Source organism: Bordetella genomosp. 9 (assembly GCF_002261425.1).
Lineage (GTDB): Bacteria > Pseudomonadota > Gammaproteobacteria > Burkholderiales > Burkholderiaceae_B > Bordetella_C.
Genome location: NZ_NEVJ01000003.1, coordinates 3,007,499 through 3,028,456, shown reverse-complemented (window position 1 = coordinate 3,028,456; position 20,958 = coordinate 3,007,499). Strand labels below are relative to the sequence as shown.

Genomic DNA, 20,958 nt, shown 5'->3' with positions numbered 1-20,958 from the left:
TAAAATCGGCAGCTTGGATTTTTCGAGGAAAGCCGTGTCCGCCGTCGCTTTGCAAAACGATGTATTCCTGCGCGCGTTGCTGCGCCAGCCCGTGCCGTACACGCCTGTGTGGCTGATGCGCCAGGCGGGACGCTATCTGCCCGAATACAACGCCACGCGCGCGCGGGCGGGTTCGTTCCTGGGGCTGGCGCAGAACCCCGCGTACGCCGCCGAAGTAACCCTGCAGCCGCTGGAACGCTTTCCCCTGGACGCGGCGATCCTGTTCTCCGACATCCTGACCGTGCCCGACGCGATGGGCCTGGGCCTGGATTTCCGCGCCGGCGAAGGACCGCATTTCGAGCGTCCGGTTCGCACGGAAGCCGACGTCGATGCCCTGGCGCCGCCGGACATGGACAAATTGCGCTACGTGTTCGACGCCGTCAGCCTCATCCGCCGCGAGCTGCAAGGACGGGTGCCCCTGATCGGCTTCGCCGGCAGCCCCTGGACCATCGCCTGTTATATGGTCGAGGGCAAGGGCAGCGACGATTACCGGCTGATCAAGAGCCTGGCGTACGGGCGCCCGGACCTGATGCACCGCATCCTGGCCATCAACGCGCGCGCCACCACCGAGTATCTGAACGCGCAGATCGCCGCCGGGGTGCAGGCGGTGATGCTGTTCGACAGCTGGGGCGGCGTGCTGGCCGACGGCTTGTTCCAGGAGTATTCGCTGGCCTATACCCGGCAGGTCATGGCGGGGCTGACCCGGCAGCAGGACGGGCAGCCGGTTCCGGCCATCGTGTTCACCAAGGGCGGCGGCCTGTGGCTGGAGGACATCGCCGGCTGCGGGGCGGACGCCGTGGGCGTGGACTGGACCGTCAACCTGCGCCGCGCGCGGGCGCGCGTCGGCGACGCCGTGGCGCTGCAGGGCAACCTGGATCCGATGGCGCTCTTTGCCGGCGGGCCGGCGATACGTGCCCAGGTTCGCCGCATCATCGACGATTTCGGGCCGGTGGGCGCGGGCGGTCACGTGTTCAACCTGGGCCATGGCATTTCCCAGTTCACTCCGCCGGACGCCGTAGCCGAACTGGTGGATGAGGTGCATGCCTACAGCCGCGCTTTCCATGCCGTTTGAAACAGGGTTTTTCCCAGGCGGGCGACTCCTTGAGAAGGCTCCCCGCAGCGCCCCGGCATGGCTTTTTTCCCCTGGCGGCGCGCGAGCCGTGCCCCCATTTAGCCCACTTGTGCACAGCAACGAAGCAAAGACGCTTGACAGCGCAGGGTTGTCTGTGCTCTGGCGCGTTCTCCGCCAAGTCATTGATTTTATGGCGAAAAACTATTTGATCTCGCCCCTTACAAGATGGGTGCGGTTGTGGTAAGCCGGGGTAATTCCAAAATCAACGGTTTTTTCCCCAAAGTTATCCACAGAGCGCTTCGCCCGCATTTTCATTTGCAGGCGCCACAGGCGCTTAGCGGGAACTTCGAGAATTCACTTTAAATAGGATGGGCGGGCAGCTCATACTTTTGACGGATGGTAATGACCGAAACCCGTGCTGAAACGCCGGCCAGTTCCCCCGCGTCGCAGGCCCCGGCCTGGGTGCGCGTCGCGCTGGACGTGCCGCTGCAGGGCCCCTTCGATTACCGCCATGGCGCCCCTCTGGATCCCGGCACGCGCGTGATCGTGCCCTTCGGTCGCCGGCGGCTGGTGGGCGTCGTGACGGAGTCGCTGGAACAGCCTTCCATCGATCCGGCGTTCATCAAGCCCGTGGAACGCGTGCTGGACGACCTGCCGCCCTTCGGCGATGACTGGTTGCGGCTGGCACGCTTCGCCGCCGCGTATTACCAGCGGCCCCTGGGCGAGGTCATGCTGCCCGCCTTGCCGCCACCGCTGCGCAAGCCGTCCGCGTATGAAGGCAAACGTTCGGGCGCCGGACCGGTGGCGCGGCTGGACGCCAAGCTCGCGAAAGCGGCCGCCAAGGCGGCACCGCCGGCCGGCGACGCCCTGGCGCCGGCCGAGCCGACCCTGAACGCCGAACAGGAAGCCGCCGTCGATGCCGTCCGTGCCCTGCGCGGCTTCAAGCCCGTGCTGCTGCACGGGGTCACCGGCAGCGGCAAGACCGAGGTCTACCTGCGCGCCGCGCGCGACGTCCTGATGCAGGGCCGGCAGGTCCTGCTGATGGTGCCGGAAATCAATCTGACGCCGCAGCTGGAAGCCGTGCTGCGCGCCCGCCTGGACGCCGTCGCGGGCCCCGGGGCGCTGGCGGTGCTGCACAGCGGCCTGTCGGACGGCGAACGGCTGGAATCCTGGATACGCGCCCAGCGCGGCCAGGCGCGCGTGCTGCTGGGCACGCGCATGTCCATCTTCGCGCCCTTGCCGGACCTGGGCCTGATCGTGGTGGACGAAGAACATGACGCGTCATACAAGCAGCAGGACGGCCTGCGCTATTCGGCGCGCGATCTGGCCGTATGGCGTGCCCGCGATCGGGACATCCCGGTGCTGCTCGGTTCCGCCACGCCGTCGCTGGAGACCTGGCAGCAGGCCGAACGCGGCCGCTATCTGCGCCTGACCCTGTCGGCGCGCGCCAAGGCCAGCGAACTGCCCAAGGTGCGGCTGGTGGATACGCGCCGCCTGCCGATGAAGCAGGGCATGTCGCCGCAACTGATCGACGCGATCGGCAAGCGGCTGGAGCGCGGCGAGCAGTCGCTGGTGTTCCTGAACCGCCGCGGCTATGCGCCCGTGCTGCATTGCGCCTCATGCGCCTGGGTCAGCCATTGTCCGCGCTGCACGGCGTTTACCGTGCTGCATCGGGGCCCGGGGCCGGGCGGCCACGTCCTGCAGTGTCATCATTGCGGCTACCAGGCACGGGTGCCGCGCGCCTGCCCGGAGTGCGGCGACCAGGATCTGCAGCCCATGGGGCGTGGCACGCAGCGGGTCGAGGAACACCTGTCCGAGCTGTTTCCCCAAGCCCGGATACTGCGGATCGATGCGGACAGCACGCGCCGCAAGGGCAGCGCGCAGACGCTGTTCGCCAGCGTCCATGCCGGCGAGGTCGACATCCTGGTGGGCACGCAGATGGTGGCCAAGGGCCATGACTTCGCGCGGCTGGGACTGGTGGGCGTGCTGAACGCCGACGCCATGCTCTTCGCCCATGACTTTCGCGCGCCGGAACGACTGTTCGCGCAGCTCATGCAGGTGGCCGGCCGTGCCGGCCGCCATACCGAAGGCGGCGAGGTCCTGGTCCAGACCGGCTATCCGGAACAGCCGGTCTACCAGGCGCTGCTGCGCCACGATTACGTCGGTTTCGCCGGCCCGGCGCTGGCCGAGCGCGAAAGCACGGGCCTGCCGCCTTTCGCGCACCAGGCGCTGCTGACCGCCGAAGCGCGCGAACTGGCCCAGGCCCTGGAGTTCCTGCAGTCGGCGCGCGATCTGCCGGACGGCGAGCTGGCCGATTGTTTTCCCACGTCGGACGCCGTTACGCGCTACGATCCGGTTCCGTTGCGAGTGGTGCGCATCGCCAATATGGAGCGCGCGCAACTGCTGGTGGAAAGCGCCAGCCGGCCCGCGCTGCAGGGTTTCCTGGCGGCCTGGTCCGCGATGCTGCCGCAATTGCCCGCCGCGTCCCGCGTGCGCTGGCAGCTGGAAGTCGATCCCCTGGAAATCTGACGTCCCATGTCCGAGACCCTGCCCGCCGGGCTGAATCCCCCGCAACGCGAAGCCATCCTGTACCTGGGCGGGCCCTGCCTGGTGCTGGCCGGCGCGGGCAGCGGCAAGACGCGCGTCATCACGCAGAAGATCGCTTACCTGCTGCGCGAATGCGGCTACATGGGCCGCAACATCGTCGCGCTGACCTTCACCAACAAGGCGGCGCGCGAGATGGAAGAGCGCGTCAAGGCGCTGGTGGACCGCAAGCTCGCCAAGGGGCTGACCATCAGCACCTTCCACGCGCTGGGCGTGCGTTTCCTGCGCGAGGAAGCGCGCCACGCGGGCCTGAAGCCGCAATTCTCCATCCTGGATGCCGACGATGCCATGGCCATCATCCAGGACCTGCTGGCCACGACCGATCGCGGCTGGCTGCGCACCGTGCAGACGACGATTTCGCTGTGGAAGAACGCCCTGCTGGACCCCGACGGCGCCGCCGCCATCGCGTCCACCAAGGCCGAGGTCGAGTCCGCCCGCGTCTACCGCAGCTACGCCGCCACCCTGGCCGCCTACCAGGCGGTGGACTTCGACGACCTGATCCGCATCCCCGCGCTGCTGATGGAGCAGAACGAAGAAGTGCGGACGCGCTGGCAGAACCGCGTCCGTTACCTGCTGGTAGACGAATACCAGGACACCAACGTGTGCCAGTACCGCCTGGTGCAGTTGCTGACCGGCGACCGCGCCATGTTCACCGCGGTGGGCGACGACGACCAGGCCATCTATGCCTGGCGCGGCGCCACCATCGAGAACCTGGCCAAGCTGACCACCGACTATCCCAACCTGAAGTTGATCAAGCTGGAGCAGAACTACCGCTCCGTGCAGCGCATCCTGGCCGCCGCCAACAAGGTCATCGAGAAGAATCCCAAGCTGTTCGAGAAGAAGCTCTGGTCGGACCTGGGCGTGGGCGAGCCCATCGTCATCACGCCGATGGACGGCGAGGAAGCCGAAGCCGAATCCATCGCCATGCGGATATCCGCGGCGCGCTTCGAGCGCCAGGGGCAGTGGAAGGACTACGCCATTCTCTATCGCAGCAATCATCAGTCGCGCATCCTGGAACAGGCGCTGCGCAACCTGAAGATCCCATACACCATCGCCGGCGGGCAGAGCTTTTTCGACAAGGCGGAAGTGCGCGACGTGCTGGCCTACCTGCGGCTGATCGCCAATGACGAAGACGATCCCGCCTTCATCCGCGCGGCGACCACGCCCAAGCGCGGCATCGGGCAGGGCAGCCTGCAGACGCTGGGCCAATACGCGGCGGAGCGGCAGATCCCGCTGTTCGCCGCGGTCTTCGAGCATGGCGTGGATACGCTGCTGCAGCAGCGCCAGCTCGATTCGCTGCGCACGTTCGCGGAATTCATCCAGCGCATGCAGTGGCGGGCCGGGCGCGGCGCGCCCGATGGCAGCAAGCCCGCGTCCGCGGAACCGGCCGGCGTACTCCTGGACGACCTGCTGGGCGCCATCCAGTACGAACGCTATCTGTACGACATGTTCGACGAAAAGCCGGCGCAGACCCGTTGGCAGAACGTGCTGGAACTGACTGGCTGGCTCAAGCGCAAGGCCGAGGAAGACGGCATGACCTTGTTCGAGCTGGTCCAGCACGTGGCCCTGGTCACCATGCTGGAACGCGGCGAAGAAGAAGAACCCGACGCGGTCAAGCTGTCCACCTTGCATGCCTCCAAGGGCCTGGAGTATCCGCACGTCTACATGGTCGGCGTTGAAGAAGGCCTGCTGCCCCATCTGGGCAAGGATGAAGAGGACGGCGACCCGGCGCGCGCCGCGGAATCGCTGGCCACGCGTATCGAGGAAGAACGCCGCCTGATGTATGTCGGCATCACGCGCGCGCAACGCAGCCTGACCCTGAGCTGGTGCAGGAAGCGGCGCCGTGCTCGCGAGGACCTGGTGCGCGAACCGTCGCGCTTCATCGAGGAAATGGGCCTGGGCGATGCGCGTTTCCCGGAAGACGAGGCGACCCGCGCGCTGAGTCCCAAGGAACGCCTGGGCATGCTGAAAGCCTTGTTGAACAAGGGCGGGGCTTAGGCGAGCCGCCCGGGCGGCCGGTGTATCGATCGCCGCATTGAATGCGTCGAGATGCGCCTTCGGCGGGTGGGCTTCCCGCATTGCTGGCGGAATCGGCGCGCCGCCGATGCGGACGGATTCCCCCATCGACGGGACAATGATTACGCCGCCGCCGGCCATCGCGCGAAATCACCGGCGCCGTGCGTCCGGACAGGGCCCCGCGAGGTGAGGTTTTTCTGGTTAGGGCGGCGTGGGGCTAGCCACTACGCTGCGGCGTTTTGAATGTCGCAGTGAGACCCCAATGACAGTATTTACGGTTTTCAACCACGGGACCAGCGCAAGCCGGGATGGCAAGGGAGAAATCGTCGCGGAATTCGGCCGCCTGGCCGCCGGCGTCGAATACCGGGATTACCTGATATGCGACGGCCCTGGCAGCGCGCCGGCCACCACCGTCATGCCCGGCCGGTTCAATCCCTTTACGCGCGACAAGCAGAAGAAATCCCTTTTCGGCAACCGGGAACTGGGCAATACGACCGGCAATTGCCAATTCATGGGCATGGCGACCGGCGCGGGCTGGGACGACAACGTCATGCACGCCGTCGCCACCATCGCCGGATTGAATCCCCTGCCGCGCACGGTGAACATGCTGGGATGGAGCCGGGGCGCGGTGACCTGCACGAAACTGGCATACAAGCTGCGCGAGTTCTTTCCGCAGATTGCCGTCAATATCTTCGCCGTCGATCCGGTGGCCGGTATCGGCAATAAAAGCGCGGTCGACGCCAGCACCCTGCGTGGCAACGTGAAGAATTACTGCGCGGTCCTGTCCATGCACGAGACCCGTGGTTTCTTCAAGCCCCAGGACGCCAAGCGGGTCAAGTTCACGAACCACGGCACCAATGCCATCTTCATGCCGTTTCCCGGCAACCATTCCGGCCAGGTCGGCCTGGACCGCAACGTGACCAGGGACCTGGGCGAAGCCGCGCAGATGACGTGGTTCCTGGCCTGGAAATTCCTGCAAAAATTCGGTACCCGCTTCACCGCGCCGCCGTCGCCCGATTATGACGGGCTGACGCAATGCAATCTGTACGCCAGGATGCGCATCAAGATGGCGGATTACCGGAAGACCAGTCCGGGCTTCGGCTCCGCCCTGTTGATGGGGGGCGGTTACACCCGCGACTTCCTGGCCCATCGTATCGATCAATACGTGAAGTACGCGGACTTCTTCATCAACGAGCATCATCGTCGGGTATTCAAGCGCACCTTGCCCTATCTTTACAACTGGGTATTCGAAGGCCGTGACACCGACGCCGCCGCGGTGATCCGCGACTTCAAGAAGACGGAGTTCTATACGGGCCTGCATCGCACGCTGCTGGATATGGGCTTCCGGCCGGAGAAGGCGGACAAGGCGGGCAATGCGCCACCTCTTACGCGCGGCGCGGGAAGGCAGCCGGTGGGGATCACGCATGACCAGCTGGCGGCCAGCATGTCGCGGATGGGTTTCTATATCTGAAAAGGGCCTTCAAGCCGCGGCCTAGGGGGAACACCCTGGCGTGCCGCCGGCATCCCTGGTAAGGTGCGGGGCGCGCGTTTTGTATCCAAGCGGATACCAAGCCTATTTGCTCGATCGCTTCCGTGCCCACCGACGTTTCCGCCAGTTTGCCTATCCGTAATGGGGCCGTGCAGGACCCCATCATCGTGTTCGACCGCGTGGACGTCGCACTGGGTGGGCAACGCATCTACGACAAACTCGGTTTCCAGGTCAGCCGCGGCGAGTTCGTGTGCATCCTGGGCCCGTCGGGCTGCGGCAAATCGACTTCCCTGCGGGTCATGGGCGGCCTGCTGCCCATCGCCGGCGGCGACGTCCGCGTGGCCGGCCTGCCGCCCAGCCAGGCATGGGCGGAGATCGCCTTCGTGTTCCAGTCGCCGCGGCTGGTGTCCTGGCGCGATGCGCTGGACAACATCCTGCTGGCGTTGGAGCTGCGCTTCGGCAAGGCCGACAAGCCGGAAAAAATCCGCCGCCGCGAACGCGCCATGGCGCTGCTGGCCATGGTGGGCCTGGCGGCGGACGCCCACAAGTATCCGTCGGCGCTGTCCGGCGGCGAACGGCAGCGCGTGGCGATCGCCCGCGCACTGGCGGTGGACCCGCAGATCATATTCATGGACGAGCCGTTTTCCGCGCTCGATCCCAATACCCGCCAGCGCATGCGCGCCGAGATCGAACAAATCTGGCAGCGCACCGGCAAGACCGTCGTGTTCGTGACGCACGACATCGACGAAGCCTTGCAGCTGGCCGACCGCATCGTGCTGTTTTCCGGCAAGCCGACCACCGTGCTGGAAACCGTCACGATCGCCACGCCGCGGCCACGCCGCCTGGATGACGCCGTGCTGGCAGGGCACCGCGATCACTTGGTGAGCCTGTTCCGCGCCATGGAATCGACGCCGGCCGGCGACCCGGCCGCGGTGTCCTAGGAGCCTACTCATGCATCGTCGCAGTGTCCTGAAGCTGGCCGCGCTCCCCGCGCTTTACGGCATCGCCGCGCCCGTCCTGGCGCAGCAGCGCGCCGTCATCACCTATGCCTACCTGCTCGATCCCGCCTATGACGTGGTCACCTGGGCGATGCGCAACGGCAAGGTGGCGTCTTCCACCATCGACGTGCAGGCGCGCGCGCTGGCCATTCCGCAATTGATCCAGGCCACCTCGGCCAAGCAGTATGACGTGATCATGGCGGCGGTGGTCAGCCTGCCGGCCGCCGTGCAGCGCGGCCTGTCGGTCAGCGTGCTGGCCACGTCGCTGCGGGCGGCGCCGGCCGGCGAAGGCGCCGGCGTGTGGGTGCCGCGCGATAGCGCGCTGAAGAAGCCGCAGGACCTGAAGGGCAAGACCCTGGGTTCCTATGGCCTGCGGTCCACCGGCTATACGCAGATCCGCATCGCGCTGACGAAGAAGTACGGCCTGAACATGGCGCTGGAAGGCGGCGATGTCAGCCAGGTGGAAATCCAGGCGCCCAACCTGCCCGGCGCGCTGGCCTCCGGCAAGCTGGACGCCGCCACCCTGATCCACAGCCAGGCCTATCGCGCGATGAAGTCGGGCGACTATCGCCTGATCGCCGAGACCGCGCGCGACAACAACGAGATCTTCAAGACGCGCTTCGTCAGCGCCGTCAATATCGGCTATCCGGAACGCCTGTCCAAGCAGCCGGAAGCCTACGTCGAGTTCTGCCGCGTATTCCGCGAATCGCTGAAGTACGCCATGGCGAACAAGGCCGAGGTGTTCGGCGCCGTCGGGAAGGAAAGCGGCCTGGAGCCGGACTTCTTCGAATGGTGGTTCACCCGGAACTCCGAGGTACCGGGTTATTTCAGCGACGAGCACGCGCAGGCGATCACGCTGTTCTACGAGCAGGCGCGCGACCTGGGCGTGCTCAAGTCCTTCCCGGACATCCGCACGCTGGTGTGGGACAAGGCGCCGCGCGCCTGAGGCCTGGCCGATGTCGTCGACCATCAGCGCGCGTGCCGTGGCGCCGGCGCCGCGGCGGCGCTGGGCCGCGCATGTTTTCACGCTGGCCTTCCTGGCCGTGTGGGAGGCCGCTTCCTGGGTCCTGCCGCCTTTCCTGCTGCCGGGACCCGGCGAAGTGGCGGTGGGGCTGTACCGCTTCCTGGCCAATCCCCACCAGCTATGGCACCTGGCGGTATCGATCGGCCACGTGCTGGGCGCGATCGCGCTGTCCTTCGTCATCGGCGCGCTGCTGGCGCTGCTGCCGTACTACTTTCCGGTCTGGCGGTTCGCGATCCAGCACAGGCTGGCGCCGCTGCTGAACGCGTTTCCGGGCGTGGGCTGGACGCTCCTGGCGGTGATGTGGTTCGGCATCAATTCGGGCGCGGTGATTTTCGCCATCAGTGCGGTGCTGGTGCCGTTCGCGCTGGTCAATCTCTGGGCGGGGCTGAACAATCTGGACGGCGAACTGCTGGAAATGTCGCGCAGCTATACACGCGAACGCGGGCGCCAGTTCCGCCTGGTCATCGTGCCGCTGCTGTATCCCTTCGTGTTCGCCACGCTGCGCATCATGTTCGGCGTGGCCTGGAAGGTGACGCTGACCGCCGAGCTGTTCGGCGGCAATTCCGGCCTGGGTTACGTCATCAATATGGCGCGGCAGGATTTCGATACCTCCACCATCTTCGTGGCCATCGTGCTGATCGTGCTGTTCGTCTACGGCACGGACCGCCTGGTGTTTTCGCCGCTGCAGAACCGCTTGTCCCGACACTATGCGCAATAGCTCCTGGACCGCGCACGGCACCGATGTGTCCGGCGGAAAGCCCGGCTGGAAGGCGCGCCTGCTGGGCGAAGGCCTGATCGTGGCCCTGTTGGCCGGATGGTGGCTGATGGCGCGCGGCCTGCCGGAATTCGTGTTGCCCGGACCGCTGGCGGTGGGGCGCCGGCTGGTGGACCTGTTCATCAATCCGGAGTTCCTGGGCCATACCGGGATATCCACGCTGAGGGTGGTGGCGTCCGTGCTGATCGCCAGCGTCATCGGCAGCGCGCTGGCCTTTCTTTCCTATGGCGTGCCGGCGTGGGACGGCATCGTCCAGGAACGGATCAAGCCGGTCCTGAATTCCTTTCCTTCCATAGGCTGGGCCATCCTGGCGGCCGTCTGGTTCGATGCGGGTAACTTCAGCGTCATCTTCGTGGAAGTGGCGATCCTGATTCCCTTCTGCCTGGTCAACGTCAGCGAAGGCCTGCGCGCCATCGATCGCGAGCTGATGGAAATGGGGCGCAGCTTCACGCGCCACCGGCTGCGGGTGTGGTGGCGTATCACGCTGCCGCTGCTGGCGCCTTACCTGCTGTCCGCCATCCGCATCGCCTACGGCATAGGCTGGAAGATCGCGCTGGTGTCGGAACTGGTGGGCGCGCCCAGCGGCCTCGGGTACCTGATGTTGCGGGCGCAGACCACGGCGGATAGCGTGACTTTCCTGGCGACCTGCTTCGCCATCGTATTGCTTTTCGTCGCGGGGGAACGGCTGGTGATACTGCCGCTGGAACGCCGCTTTGCCGCGCGCTAGGCGCGGCGCCGGATCGGGAGACCTTGATGAACGATGCAAGCCAGGCCATGCCGGAAGTCGCCACTCGCGCCGGCAAGCTGCGCGGCCGCGTGGAAAACGGCGTCGCGGTGTTTCGCGGCATTCCCTACGCGGCGCCGCCGGTGGGCGAGCTGCGGTTCGAGCCGCCGCGCGATCATGCCGCCTGGAGCGGCGTGCGCGACGCGCTGGAAGATGGTCCCATCGCGCCGCAGGGGCGTTCGCGGCTGGCGCATATCATGGGCGATTTCGAGCGCCCGCAAAGCGAGGACTGCCTGACGCTGACGCTGTGGACGCCCAACCCGGACGCGCGTGGCCGGCCGGTGATGGTGTGGCTGCATGGCGGCGCCTATTCCAGCGGCGCGGGTTCGGTGGACTGGTACGCGGGCGATCGATTTGCCGCCCATGGCGACGTGGTGTTCGTGTCGGTGAACTATCGCCTGGGCGCGCTGGGTTTCCTCTATCTGCCGGGTACCAGCGAAGGCAATATGGGCCTGCTGGACCAGATGCAGGCCTTGCGCTGGATACGCGACAACATCGCGGCGTTCGGCGGCGATCCGGACAATGTCACCGTGGTGGGGCAGTCGGCGGGCGGTGGGTCGATCGCGGCCATGATGACCATGCCGCATGCCAAGGGGCTGTTCCGGCGCGCCATCCTGCAGAGTCCCGGCATGGGACGGCCGTCGCGCGGTGCGGCGGAAGCCGCGGAACTGGGCGCGCGCTATGCGCACTTCGTCGGCGTCGAGCCGGGCGACGAGGCCGCGCTGAAACAGGCGCCGGTGCAGAAGCTGCTGGCCGCGCAGGGCGAGCTGGCGCGCAGCCTGGCGGGTTTCGCCGTGCTGTCGCTGCCGTTTTCGCCGGTGCGCGACGGGCGCATCATCGAGGGCAATATCGTCGAACGCCTGCAGGCCGGCGCCGGCGCGCACGTCGACGTGATGGTCGGCACCACGCGCGAGGAAATGGCCGCCTTCCATTGCGTCGACCAGGCTGTACTGAATGCCGACGAAGCCACGGCCCGGCAGGTGTTCGAGCGTCTCTGCGGCCCGCATTACGGCGAATATTTCGACGAGTTCCGCCGCATGCGCGCGGTACCGACGCCCGCCGCCATGCTGGGCGACCTGACGACCGACCAGGTGTTCCGCATGGGCAGCCTGCGCCTGGCGGAAGGCCAGGCCAGGGCGGGCCATCCGGCCTACGTCTATCAATTCGACTGGCAATCGCCGGCGCCGGGATTCAAGTCCTGCCATTGCCTGGAGATTCCCTTCGTCTTCAACAACCGCGACAACTGGCGCGACTCGCCGATGTTGAAAGGCTGCGACGAAGCGGAGTTCCAAGGCATCGCCAATGCGATGCACGAGGCCTGGATCTCGTTCGCGCGCAGCGGCAACCCCAACCACGCGGGCCTGCCATGCTGGGCCCCGTATGACGAAGCCCAACGAACGACGATGCGCTTCGACACCGTGATCGGCCCGGTCAACGACCTGGCGGGATTGTCCTACCGGCTGCCCTGGCCGGGGCTCTGATGTTCGACATACGGCCCGCTCTTGGAGCGGGCCGCTTCATTTGAAGTGGCCGAAGTCGGCTACTCCAGATCCTTCAACAGCAAATACCAGAACTGCGTCCTCGCGCCCAGCGTGCTGACCAGGATGTGCTCGTGCAGGGTGTGCGCGCCGTCGCCGTCCGCGCCCAGGCCGTCGAGCGTGGGGACGCCCATGGCGGAGGTGAAATTGGCGTCGCTGCCGCCGCCCGTCATGGGTGCGTCTTCCAGCGTGAAGCCGGCGGCGGTGGCGAACAGGCGGGCCTTGCCCAGCAGTTGCGAGGTGGCTTCCGTCTTCACCATCGGCGGGCGGTTGAGTTCGACGTCGACGTCCAGGCTGACGTCCTGGCCGACCGGCTGCAGGCCGCGCAGGCGCTTGAGCGTGTCTTCGGCCGCGGGCATGTCGGGCACGCGGAAGTCGACGACGCAGCGGCACAGGGCGGGGACGGTGTTGGTGGCGGTGCCGCCTTCGATGGTGCCCACGCTGACGGTCACGCCGCGTTCGTAGTCGGTGATGCTTTCCAGCGCCAGGATCTGGTGGGCCATCTCGCGGATGGCGCTGCGGCCTTTCTCGTGGGAGACGCCGGCATGGGCAGCCTGGCCCTTGACGCTCAGGCGCACCATGCCCGTGCCCTTGCGCGCCGTCACGCATTTGCCGCCGTTGGCGCGCGCCGGTTCGCACACCAGGCCATAGCGCGCGTTGCGGGCATAGGCCTCGATGGAAGCGCGCGAGGCATGGCTGCCGGTTTCTTCGTCCGGCACCAGCACCATGTCGATGGGCAGGCGCGTCGAGCCGGGCGCCGCCAGGCGGCCCATGGCGAGCAGCGCCATGTAGATGCCGGCCTTCATGTCGTAGCAGCCGGGGCCGTACAGCTTGTCGCCTTCGATGCGATAGGGCGTTTCCTTGAGCGTCCCGATCGGATGCACGGTATCCATGTGGGCCAGGATCAGGATGCCGGGCCGCGTGTCGTCCGCCGCGCGGTTGGTGACGACCAGCAGCGGCCCGGTGCGGTCGCCCAGCGGCTTCAGTTCGGTGCGCAGGCCGGCGGCCTGGGCTTCGGCCTGCACCAGGCGCGCCATGGCCGCGACGCCTTCCGGCGAGCTGGTGGGCGATTCGCATTCGATCCACGGGCGCAGGCCGGCGGCGATGGCGGCCGATGCCGGCAGGGCGGATGCTTGGGGTTGAGCTGACATGATGATTCCTTGTTGCTGATAACGATTACGCGACGGTCTTGCCGGCCAGCCTGGCCATTTCCGCATCGCCAGGCATGCAGCCTTCGAACCACAGGCTGGCGCAGACGGCGGACATCGCCTTGCCGTCGTGGCCGATGCCGGGCACGGATTGCAGGGTCCAGTTGAAGGGCACGCCCAGGCGCGTGGCCTCGCGCTTGCCGGCTTCGAAATAGTGGTGCGCGCGCGCATAGCGATGCGGCCCCTGGCGCTTCGCCGCCGGTTCTGACGGCAGGTTGGGGTCGGCGGTGGCGATATCCTGGTCGCCCGCCAGGATCGTCATGGGATAGCCCAGCAGGCGCACCAGATGTTCCTGTGTCAGGCCGACGCCGTCCAGGCCTTCCGGATAGCGATGATCGAAGGTCGGCAGCGTGTACCAGCCCGGATTGCCTATCGTCACCGCCTTGAAGGGCGCGTGCGACTGGCTGCTCATGAGCCGGTGCACGAACTGCCCGCCGGCCGAGTGGCCGAACAGGTAGGCCTGTTCGGTTTCGGTGACGCCCGCCGCGCGCAGGTCGTTGAAGATGCGTTCCACCAGCACGTAGGTCCACGCCGATACCGGCCGCACATTGCCGCTGGGCGTGAACACCCGGCCGTTGTTATAGCTTTCCACGCCTGGCCAGATTTCGTTGGAGAAGGTCGGCGCGACGATCAGCAGCTTGTGCCTGTCGGCGGCCGGCACCCAGAAATCGCGGTAGTCGTCGCCATTGCGCAGCACGCCGTGCTGCACGAACACCACCGGCCGGTCGGGCGTGTAGCCATAGGGCCGGTAAGTATTCAGCGTGAAGGGGCGATCGCTGTTGCGGTCTTCGTCGATGTACGGGATGGCGTTGCGGCCCGCGTGGTTCAGGTCCAGGCTGATGCGTTCGGCGTTGGAGGTTTCCATGATGTTCCGCGTAGTCGGTATCGGTAGGCGTGCGTGCCCGGGCGTCAGGCGGCGCCCGCGCCCGTGTCGTTCAGGTGGCAGGCCGACCAGTGCCCCGGCGCGATCTCCGCCAGCGGCGGCACCTGCTCCCGGCAGCGCGGCATGGCATGCGGGCAGCGCGGATGGAAGGCGCAGCCCGGCGGCGGCGCCAGCGGCGAAGGGATCTCGCCCTGGATGGGCGTGAACTGGCGTCCGCGCCGCTTCACGTCGGGCACTTCCGCCAGCAAGGCCTGCGTATAGGGATGGTTGGCGCGCGCGAAGATCTCCGCGGCCGGCGCGGTTTCGACGATGCGGCCCAGGTACATGATGGCGACGCGGTCGGAGATATGCCGCACCACGCCAAGGTCATGGCTGATGAAAAGGTAGGTGAAGTTGTTGCGCTCGCGCAGGTCCATGAACAGGTTGATGACCTGCGCCTGGATGGATACGTCCAGCGCCGCCACGGGTTCGTCGCAGACCAGGAAGGAAGGCTGCACCATCAGCGCGCGGGCGATGCCGATGCGCTGGCGCTGCCCGCCGGAAATCTGGTGCGGGAAACGGTCGCGGTAGTCGCTGCCCAGGCCGACATCGGCCAGGGCGCTGTCCACGCGCGCCGGGATGTCGGCCACGGGGGCGAGCTTGTGGACCTTGAGGGCCTCGCCCAATATCTGGCGCACGCGATGGCGCGGATTCAGCGACGCCTGCGGATCCTGGAACACCATCTGCACGCCCAGCACGTAGTCCAGCCGCTCGCGGCCGCGCAGTTCGCTCACCGGCCGGCCCTGGTAGCGCAATTCGCCCTGGCTGGGTTCGTAGAGTCCCGCCACCACGCGGCCCAGCGTGGACTTGCCGCAGCCCGATTCGCCCACCAGGCCGACGACTTCGCCCGCCGCGATCGTCAGGTTCACGCCGTTGACCGCGTGCACCACGGCACGGTCGATGCGGCGGCCGGTCAGCGCCAGCAGGCGCTGCGCCAGGTCCGGCCGCTGTTCGAAGCGCTTGTGGACGTCGCGGAGTTCGATCACCGGCTTATTCATGTTTCGACCCCGCGGCATTCACCGGCACATAGCAATGGAAGCTGCGCCCCGCCAGCCCCGGGGGGCCTTCGCGGGTGACGCCCGGGAATTGTTCCGTACAGCGCGTGACGGCGTTGCCGCAGCGCGGACGGAAGGGACAGCCCGACGGCCGTGCCGCCAGGCTGGGCGCCATGCCGTCGATCTGCCGCAATCGCGTCCCGGGTTGGGCGGTGCCCGGCATGGAGCGCAGCAGGCCTTGCGTATAAGGATGGCGCGGCGCATCCAGGACCTGGTCCACCGGCCCGGTTTCGACGATGCGGCCGGCGTACATCACCGCGATCCGATCGGCCAGTTCGGCCACCACGCCCAGGTCATGGGTGATCCAGATCAGCGCCGTATTGCGCGTGCGGCAGATCTCCTGCATGCGGTAGAGGATTTGCCCCTGGATCGTGACGTCCAGCGCGGTCGTCGGCTCGTCGGCGATGATCAGGTCGGGGTTGTTCAACAATGCGATGGCGATCGCGACACGCTGCCGCATGCCGCCGGAAAACTCGTGCGGGAAACTGCGCAGCCGTGCCTGCGGCGATGGAATCCCCACCATGGCCAGGGCTTCCGCGCAGCGCGCCATGGCCTGCGCACGGCTGACGTTTTCGTGGGTGAGTATGGTCTCCGCCATCTGTTCGCCGATGCGCAGCACGGGATTGAGCGTCATCAGCGGATCCTGGAAGATCATCGCGATGCGATTGCCGCGCAGCCTGCGCATGCTTTCCTCGTTCAGCTTGCGCAGGTCCTCGCCCTTGAAGCGGACTTCGCCGGCGACGATCTCGCCGGGCGGATCGATCAGGCCCATCAGGGAGAAGCCGGTCACCGATTTGCCGGAACCGGACTCGCCCACCAGCCCCAGGATTTCGCCGCGGCGCAGCGTCAGGTCCACGCCGTCGACGGCCGGCCAGGCGCCGGCGGTGGTATGAAATGCGGTGCGCAATCCGCGCACGTCCAACAGAAGCTCGCTCATCGACGCGGGTCCAGGCTTTCCCGAAGGCGATCGCCCAGGATATTGATGGTCAGGATAAGAAACAGCAGGGCCAGCCCGGGGAACAGGCTGATCCAGTAATCGCCCGACAGCAGGTACTGGAAGCCATTGGCGATCAGCAATCCCAGCGACGGTTCGGTAATGGGCACGCCCACGCCCAGGAAGGACAGCGTGGCCTCCAGGGCGATCGCGTGGGCGATCTGCACCGTGGCGTACACCAGCACCGGGCTGATGCAATTGGGCAGCAGGTGGACCAGCATGATGCGCCAGGCCGGAAAGCCCAGGTTGATGGCCGCTTCGACATATTCCTTGCGCCTTTCCTGCAAGGCGCGGCCGCGCATGATGCGCGCGTAGTTCGCCCATTGCACCAGCACCAGCGCCAGGATGACCTTGTCGACGCCGCGTCCGAGCACGGCCAGCAGCACCAGAGCCACCAGGATGGAAGGAAATCCGAGGACGAAATCGACCAGGCGCATCAGCATCGCGTCGACGCGGCCGCCCGCGTAGGCGGCCAGCAGGCCGACCGCGCTGCCCAGCGCCGTGGCGATGGCCACGGCCGACAGGCCGACCAGCAGGCTGATGCGTACGCCGTACAGGATGGCGCTGAGCATGTCGCGGCCCTGGTCGTCCGTGCCCAGCCAGTACATGTGCCCATCCATGGACGCGGACCGTGGCGGCAGGCGGCCGTCCATGATGCTCAGGTTGGCCAGGTCGTAGGGATTCTGCGGCGCGAAGAAGGGCGCGATCAGGATGACCAGCGCCAGCACGGCCAGCACGATCAGCGTGCCGCGCGCGGTGGGCCGGCCGTGCAGCTTGCGCAGGATGGCCGCGCGGCGGGGCGTATCGGCCAGTGGCTGGACGGTGCGCGTGCGGCCGGAAGAAGCGGAGTCGGGCATGGCGTGGGTGTGCGAAAAAAGCGTATGCGAAAGATGCGTGTGCGAAAAATGCGTGTGCGGGTCAGGCGGCGGGCCGTGTCCTAATGCGCCGGCGCCGTCAGCTGCACGCGCGGATCCAACGCGGCATACAGGATATCGACGATCAGGTTGATCAGGACGAACAGGAAGGTGACGAACATCACGTAGGCCACCACCACCGGCCGGTCCAGCTGGTACACGCTATCGATCAGCAGCTTGCCCATGCCGGGCCAGGCGAACACGGTTTCCGTGATGGTGGAGTAGGCGATCAGGTGGCCGAATTCCATGCCCACCACGGTCACCACCGGGATCAGGATGTTGCGCAGGATGTGCCGGCCGACGATACGCCCCGGGCGTATGCCCTTGGCGCGCGCGAACTTCACGTATTCCTGGCTTTCCGCTTCGGCCACGCCCGAGGCGGTCATGCGCAGCACCAGCGCCACGTTGGCCAGCGCCAGGTTCAGGGCCGGCATCGCCATATGCGCCAGGCCGTCGCGCGTCAGGAAGGAAAATGGAATGCCGAACACGCTGACGGTGTCCCCGCGGCCGGAGGCGGGCAGCCATCCCAGCCAGACGGCGAACATCAGGATCAGCATCATGCCCAGCCAGAAGGCCGGCAGCGAAAAACCCAGTACCGACGTCGCCAGGATGCCCCTTCCCAGCGCCGTGTCGCGGCGCAGCCCGGCCAGCAGGCCCAGGGGGATACCGAGCAGACAGGTCAGCAGCATGGCGGCCACGACCAGCTCGAAGGTGGCGGGCAGGCGTTGCAGGATCAGCGTGATTGCCGGCACGCCCTGGACGAAAGAGGTGCCCATATCGCCGTGGAGCGCGCGCCACACGAAGCCCAGGTACTGCTGCCATACCGGCAGATCCAGGCCCAGGCGCGCGATCATCTGCTGGCGGTCGGCCAGGCTGGCCTCGGGGCTGACCAGAAGCTCGATGGGGTCGCCAATCGCATAGACGGCGAAGAAAACGACGATGGATACCGCGATGAGTACGAACAGGCTCTGGATGAGCCGGCGCAGGATGAACAATGCCACGCGGCAATTCCCCGGATGATGTCTTTTGGATGTCGCGCAAGCGCGTGGCCGCTACTTTACTGCGGCCCGCGCGCGCGGGGTAGCCGGGAATCGCGCGGTTACGGACGCCGGCGCGGCGCCCTCAGGCCTGCTGGGACAGCGGCCTGGCCAGGCGCACCACTGTTACGCCGGCCCGCACGTTGGCCAGCGACGGCATGATGAGCACGCAGTCGTCATAGGGCGTGACCACCGGCTCGCCTTCCGACCAGCCGATGACGGTGCCTGCCTTCGCCAGCTTTTCCAGCCCTTTCCAAGGCTGAGCAAAACGGAAGTCCGCGCTTTTCGCGGCGATCGCATGGGTCACCCGCAAGGCTTCCTGGCTGGGCGCGGTGGGCGCGAACCAGGTGCCGGGCAGGTCGGTGGATTCGACGATGCCGGATGCAACCAGGAAACGCGCGGTCTGGTCGATGGCGACTTCGCGCGCCGCCAGCGCGCCGTGGAAGCCGCATTCGATCAACAGGGATCGTGTGCCGTTGTCCTGCTCTTCGCCGAACTTGCCGTAATCACGCATGCGCACGCCGGCGGCGTGGCCGGCGTCCGAGATGATCTTGGCGGGATTGCCCAGCGTCAGCGCCAGATCGATGTTGCGCTGCTGCATGCCGGCCATCTGCAGGGGCACGGTGGCATTGCTCATGGAGTGGATGTCCAGCAGCCAGTCCGCCTTTTTCAGCCAGGGCAGAATGACCGCCGCGCGGCGTCGTTCCTGCGTGCTGTCGTCGGCCAGCTTGTCATCGGTCCACACACGATTCAGGTCCTCGTCAACGTAGCGCGACGCGACGTAGTTCTTCGCGTCGAAGCGGTCGAAGGCGGCCAGATTGCAGAATGCCAGCGTCAGGGAACCGGTGCGCGGCCGGACGCCATGCGCCAGCACCGCCTTCAGGGCCCAGGCGCCGCACAGTTCATTGCCATGTATCAGGGCGGTCAGCATGACCGACGGACCCGGCAGGCCGGAATCGAAATGCCAGATGCCTTCCGTGCCCGTATTGCCCGCCCGCTCCACGTTCAAGTCGGGACAAGGCAGTTCGAAGGGACGGATCGGCAGGGTCGTTTTCTCGGGCAGCGAGGCGCCAGGCGCGCGGTTCAGGTTCGGCAGCATGGGGAATACGAGGGGCGGGCGACGCCTTCCGGAGTCGGACGGCGGGTCGGATGGAGGATTCTGTGACGCCATGATCCAAAAGCAAAGCAGAAGCGGACGACGCAATCAACCGGCAACAGGTAACCGGGAAGTCATTCGGCAATGATAGGGGCGATGCAATGTAACGGCATCGCCCCGGGGGCCGGACGGCTCGCGCGATCGCGTGGGTCCCCGCGTGGGGTCCCTTGAGCGCCTGGCAAGGCGTGCGGTTCCCGTCCTGCCGGCTTTTTTGTGAGGATTCTAGGGGCAGGTACGGCCAAGGGCTATTAGAATATTTCGTCCTTGTATTGCCGAAAAGGCAAATGTCCCGCTGCCGCCGAGGTGGACCATGCACGGTGTCGCCCTTAAATATTTCGCCGAAGTTGCCGCCACCGGCAGCCTGAGCGCCGCGTCGGAACGCCTGTACGTGGCGGTTTCGGCCATCAGCCGCCAGATCGCCAAGCTGGAAGCCGAAGTCGGCGCGCCCCTGTTCAAACGCGTGGCGCGCGGCATGGTGCTGAGCGAGGCCGGCGAATTGCTATTGACCCACGCACGCCGTACGCTGCTGGAAGCCGACGCCGTGCTGCAGGATATCAACCACCTGAAGGGCGCGCCCAGCGGCACGATACGGGTGGTGGCGACGGATGGGCCATCCCATCATTTCCTGCCGGAATTGATGTCCGCTTTCTGCGCGCGTCATCCGCATGCCCGCTTCAGCCTGTACGTCTGTTCGCAAGCCGAGGCGGTGCGGCGCGTCGCGGAAGGCCACGCCGATCTGGCCCTGACGTGCGCCGCCGAAACCGACGCGGGCACGGTGACGCGTCATTCCGCGGCGGTGCCGTTATATGCGGTGATGGGCGAGTCGCACCCGCTGACGCGCCATGCTCGTATCTCCCCGCATCAGCTGCTGCCGTATCCGCTGGCCAGCGCGGATCCGGCCTCCGGCTCGCGCAAACTGCTGGAGCGCTGCTGGCAGCTGGACGGTTTGCGGTTCGAGCCCGCTTTCACCAGCAATCTGTCGGCCGCGCTGATGTCCTTCGTGCGCAACTCGGATCGTGTGATGCTGGGCGCCTATCTGCCCGCGGCGTCGGCGCTGCAGCGCGGCGGCCTGGTCGCGCGGCCGCTGGCGCACCCGGAGATGGCGACGCGGCGCCTGCAGGTGCAGACCATGGAAGGCCGCCTGCTGCCCGGCATGGTAGAGGAGTTCATCAACCATATCGCGGCCTCGCTGGCGAGTGTCGTGGATGGCCCGGCCGGTCCCCATGGGGCGGAAAGCGCGCTCGGCAAGCCGCGCCGGCGGTTGGGAGCCTCCATGCGCAAGACCCCGGCGTTGGCTTGATACCCCCTGCGCGGGTTATAGTTTTGGCCCACA

17 protein-coding genes are annotated in these 20,958 nt (G+C 66.9%); 10 read left to right on the top strand and 7 right to left on the bottom strand.

Annotated features, from left to right (window positions below; all coding sequences use genetic code 11):
- Positions 1-34 precede the first annotated feature (34 nt).
- From hemE to CAL26_RS24730, 9 genes are all read left to right on the top strand, one after another.
- Complete coding sequence (gene hemE / locus CAL26_RS24770; RefSeq protein WP_094849313.1) at positions 35-1,111, top strand: uroporphyrinogen decarboxylase; 1,077 nt, start codon at positions 35-37, stop codon at positions 1,109-1,111.
- 402 nt (positions 1,112-1,513) lie between these two features.
- Positions 1,514-3,640: a primosomal protein N' gene (locus tag CAL26_RS24765; protein ID WP_094849312.1), complete on the top strand. Its 2,127-nt coding sequence runs from the start codon at positions 1,514-1,516 to the stop codon at positions 3,638-3,640.
- Between the two features lie 6 nt (positions 3,641-3,646).
- Positions 3,647-5,713: a UvrD-helicase domain-containing protein gene (locus tag CAL26_RS24760; protein ID WP_094849311.1), complete on the top strand. Its 2,067-nt coding sequence runs from the start codon at positions 3,647-3,649 to the stop codon at positions 5,711-5,713.
- Between the two features lie 280 nt (positions 5,714-5,993).
- Positions 5,994-7,202, top strand: a complete 1,209-nt coding sequence (locus CAL26_RS24755; RefSeq protein WP_094849310.1) for a DUF5621 domain-containing protein — start codon at positions 5,994-5,996, stop codon at positions 7,200-7,202.
- A 167-nt stretch (positions 7,203-7,369) separates the two neighbouring features.
- The gene (locus tag CAL26_RS24750) at positions 7,370-8,161 is read left to right on the top strand and encodes an ABC transporter ATP-binding protein (RefSeq protein WP_179283475.1); all 792 of its coding nucleotides are present in this window, start codon (positions 7,370-7,372) and stop codon (positions 8,159-8,161) included.
- A gap of 10 nt (positions 8,162-8,171) precedes the next feature.
- On the top strand, positions 8,172-9,164 hold the full coding sequence (locus tag CAL26_RS24745; RefSeq protein ID WP_094849308.1) for an ABC transporter substrate-binding protein: 993 nt from the start codon (positions 8,172-8,174) through the stop codon (positions 9,162-9,164).
- 10 nt (positions 9,165-9,174) lie between these two features.
- Positions 9,175-9,960 carry an ABC transporter permease gene (locus CAL26_RS24740; protein ID WP_094849307.1) on the top strand — a complete coding sequence of 262 codons (786 nt, stop codon included), beginning with the start codon at positions 9,175-9,177 and terminating at the stop codon, positions 9,958-9,960.
- A complete protein-coding gene (locus tag CAL26_RS24735) occupies positions 9,950-10,744 on the top strand; it encodes an ABC transporter permease (protein WP_094849306.1) in 795 nt (264 codons plus the stop codon). The genes CAL26_RS24740 and CAL26_RS24735 overlap by 11 nt, the downstream gene beginning before the upstream one ends.
- A 26-nt stretch (positions 10,745-10,770) precedes the next feature.
- A complete protein-coding gene (locus CAL26_RS24730) occupies positions 10,771-12,282 on the top strand; it encodes a carboxylesterase/lipase family protein (protein WP_094849305.1) in 1,512 nt (503 codons plus the stop codon).
- Between the two features lie 59 nt (positions 12,283-12,341).
- Here the strand turns inward: CAL26_RS24730 and CAL26_RS24725 are convergent, their stop codons facing one another.
- The 7 genes from CAL26_RS24725 to CAL26_RS24695 all read right to left on the bottom strand — a co-directional run bounded on the left by CAL26_RS24725 (position 12,342) and on the right by CAL26_RS24695 (position 19,568).
- On the bottom strand, positions 12,342-13,490 hold the full coding sequence (locus tag CAL26_RS24725; protein WP_094849304.1) for a M20 family metallopeptidase: 1,149 nt from the start codon (positions 13,488-13,490) through the stop codon (positions 12,342-12,344).
- Between the two features lie 25 nt (positions 13,491-13,515).
- The gene (locus CAL26_RS24720; protein ID WP_094849303.1) at positions 13,516-14,412 is read right to left on the bottom strand and encodes an alpha/beta hydrolase; all 897 of its coding nucleotides are present in this window, start codon (positions 14,410-14,412) and stop codon (positions 13,516-13,518) included.
- A gap of 44 nt (positions 14,413-14,456) precedes the next feature.
- Positions 14,457-15,467: an ABC transporter ATP-binding protein gene (locus CAL26_RS24715; RefSeq protein WP_094849302.1), complete on the bottom strand. Its 1,011-nt coding sequence runs from the start codon at positions 15,465-15,467 to the stop codon at positions 14,457-14,459.
- Positions 15,460-16,461 carry an ABC transporter ATP-binding protein gene (locus CAL26_RS24710; protein WP_094849301.1) on the bottom strand — a complete coding sequence of 334 codons (1,002 nt, stop codon included), beginning with the start codon at positions 16,459-16,461 and terminating at the stop codon, positions 15,460-15,462. The genes CAL26_RS24715 and CAL26_RS24710 overlap by 8 nt, the downstream gene beginning before the upstream one ends.
- A complete protein-coding gene (locus CAL26_RS24705; protein WP_094849300.1) occupies positions 16,458-17,375 on the bottom strand; it encodes an ABC transporter permease in 918 nt (305 codons plus the stop codon). The genes CAL26_RS24710 and CAL26_RS24705 overlap by 4 nt, the downstream gene beginning before the upstream one ends.
- Before the next feature lie 80 nt (positions 17,376-17,455).
- Positions 17,456-18,433, bottom strand: a complete 978-nt coding sequence (locus tag CAL26_RS24700) for an ABC transporter permease (RefSeq protein ID WP_094849299.1) — start codon at positions 18,431-18,433, stop codon at positions 17,456-17,458.
- A 121-nt stretch (positions 18,434-18,554) separates the two neighbouring features.
- Complete coding sequence (locus CAL26_RS24695; protein WP_094849298.1) at positions 18,555-19,568, bottom strand: succinylglutamate desuccinylase/aspartoacylase domain-containing protein; 1,014 nt, start codon at positions 19,566-19,568, stop codon at positions 18,555-18,557.
- Between the two features lie 367 nt (positions 19,569-19,935).
- Here CAL26_RS24695 and CAL26_RS24690 point away from each other — a divergent pair, with 367 nt between their 5' ends.
- Complete coding sequence (locus CAL26_RS24690) at positions 19,936-20,925, top strand: LysR family transcriptional regulator (RefSeq protein ID WP_094849297.1); 990 nt, start codon at positions 19,936-19,938, stop codon at positions 20,923-20,925.
- The last annotated feature ends 33 nt before the right edge of the window (positions 20,926-20,958 follow it).

Coding starts and splice junctions, on each gene's coding strand:
- CAL26_RS24765 (WP_094849312.1), top strand. CDS start 1,514: ATGACCGAAACCCGTGCTGAAACGCCGGCCAGTTCCCCCGCGTCGCAG.
- CAL26_RS24760 (WP_094849311.1), top strand. CDS start 3,647: ATGTCCGAGACCCTGCCCGCCGGGCTGAATCCCCCGCAACGCGAAGCC.
- CAL26_RS24755 (WP_094849310.1), top strand. CDS start 5,994: ATGACAGTATTTACGGTTTTCAACCACGGGACCAGCGCAAGCCGGGAT.
- CAL26_RS24745 (WP_094849308.1), top strand. CDS start 8,172: ATGCATCGTCGCAGTGTCCTGAAGCTGGCCGCGCTCCCCGCGCTTTAC.
- CAL26_RS24740 (WP_094849307.1), top strand. CDS start 9,175: ATGTCGTCGACCATCAGCGCGCGTGCCGTGGCGCCGGCGCCGCGGCGG.
- CAL26_RS24735 (WP_094849306.1), top strand. CDS start 9,950: ATGCGCAATAGCTCCTGGACCGCGCACGGCACCGATGTGTCCGGCGGA.
- CAL26_RS24730 (WP_094849305.1), top strand. CDS start 10,771: ATGAACGATGCAAGCCAGGCCATGCCGGAAGTCGCCACTCGCGCCGGC.
- CAL26_RS24725 (WP_094849304.1), bottom strand. CDS start 13,490: ATGTCAGCTCAACCCCAAGCATCCGCCCTGCCGGCATCGGCCGCCATC.
- CAL26_RS24720 (WP_094849303.1), bottom strand. CDS start 14,412: ATGGAAACCTCCAACGCCGAACGCATCAGCCTGGACCTGAACCACGCG.
- CAL26_RS24715 (WP_094849302.1), bottom strand. CDS start 15,467: ATGAATAAGCCGGTGATCGAACTCCGCGACGTCCACAAGCGCTTCGAA.
- CAL26_RS24710 (WP_094849301.1), bottom strand. CDS start 16,461: ATGAGCGAGCTTCTGTTGGACGTGCGCGGATTGCGCACCGCATTTCAT.
- CAL26_RS24705 (WP_094849300.1), bottom strand. CDS start 17,375: ATGCCCGACTCCGCTTCTTCCGGCCGCACGCGCACCGTCCAGCCACTG.
- CAL26_RS24695 (WP_094849298.1), bottom strand. CDS start 19,568: ATGCTGCCGAACCTGAACCGCGCGCCTGGCGCCTCGCTGCCCGAGAAA.
- CAL26_RS24690 (WP_094849297.1), top strand. CDS start 19,936: ATGCACGGTGTCGCCCTTAAATATTTCGCCGAAGTTGCCGCCACCGGC.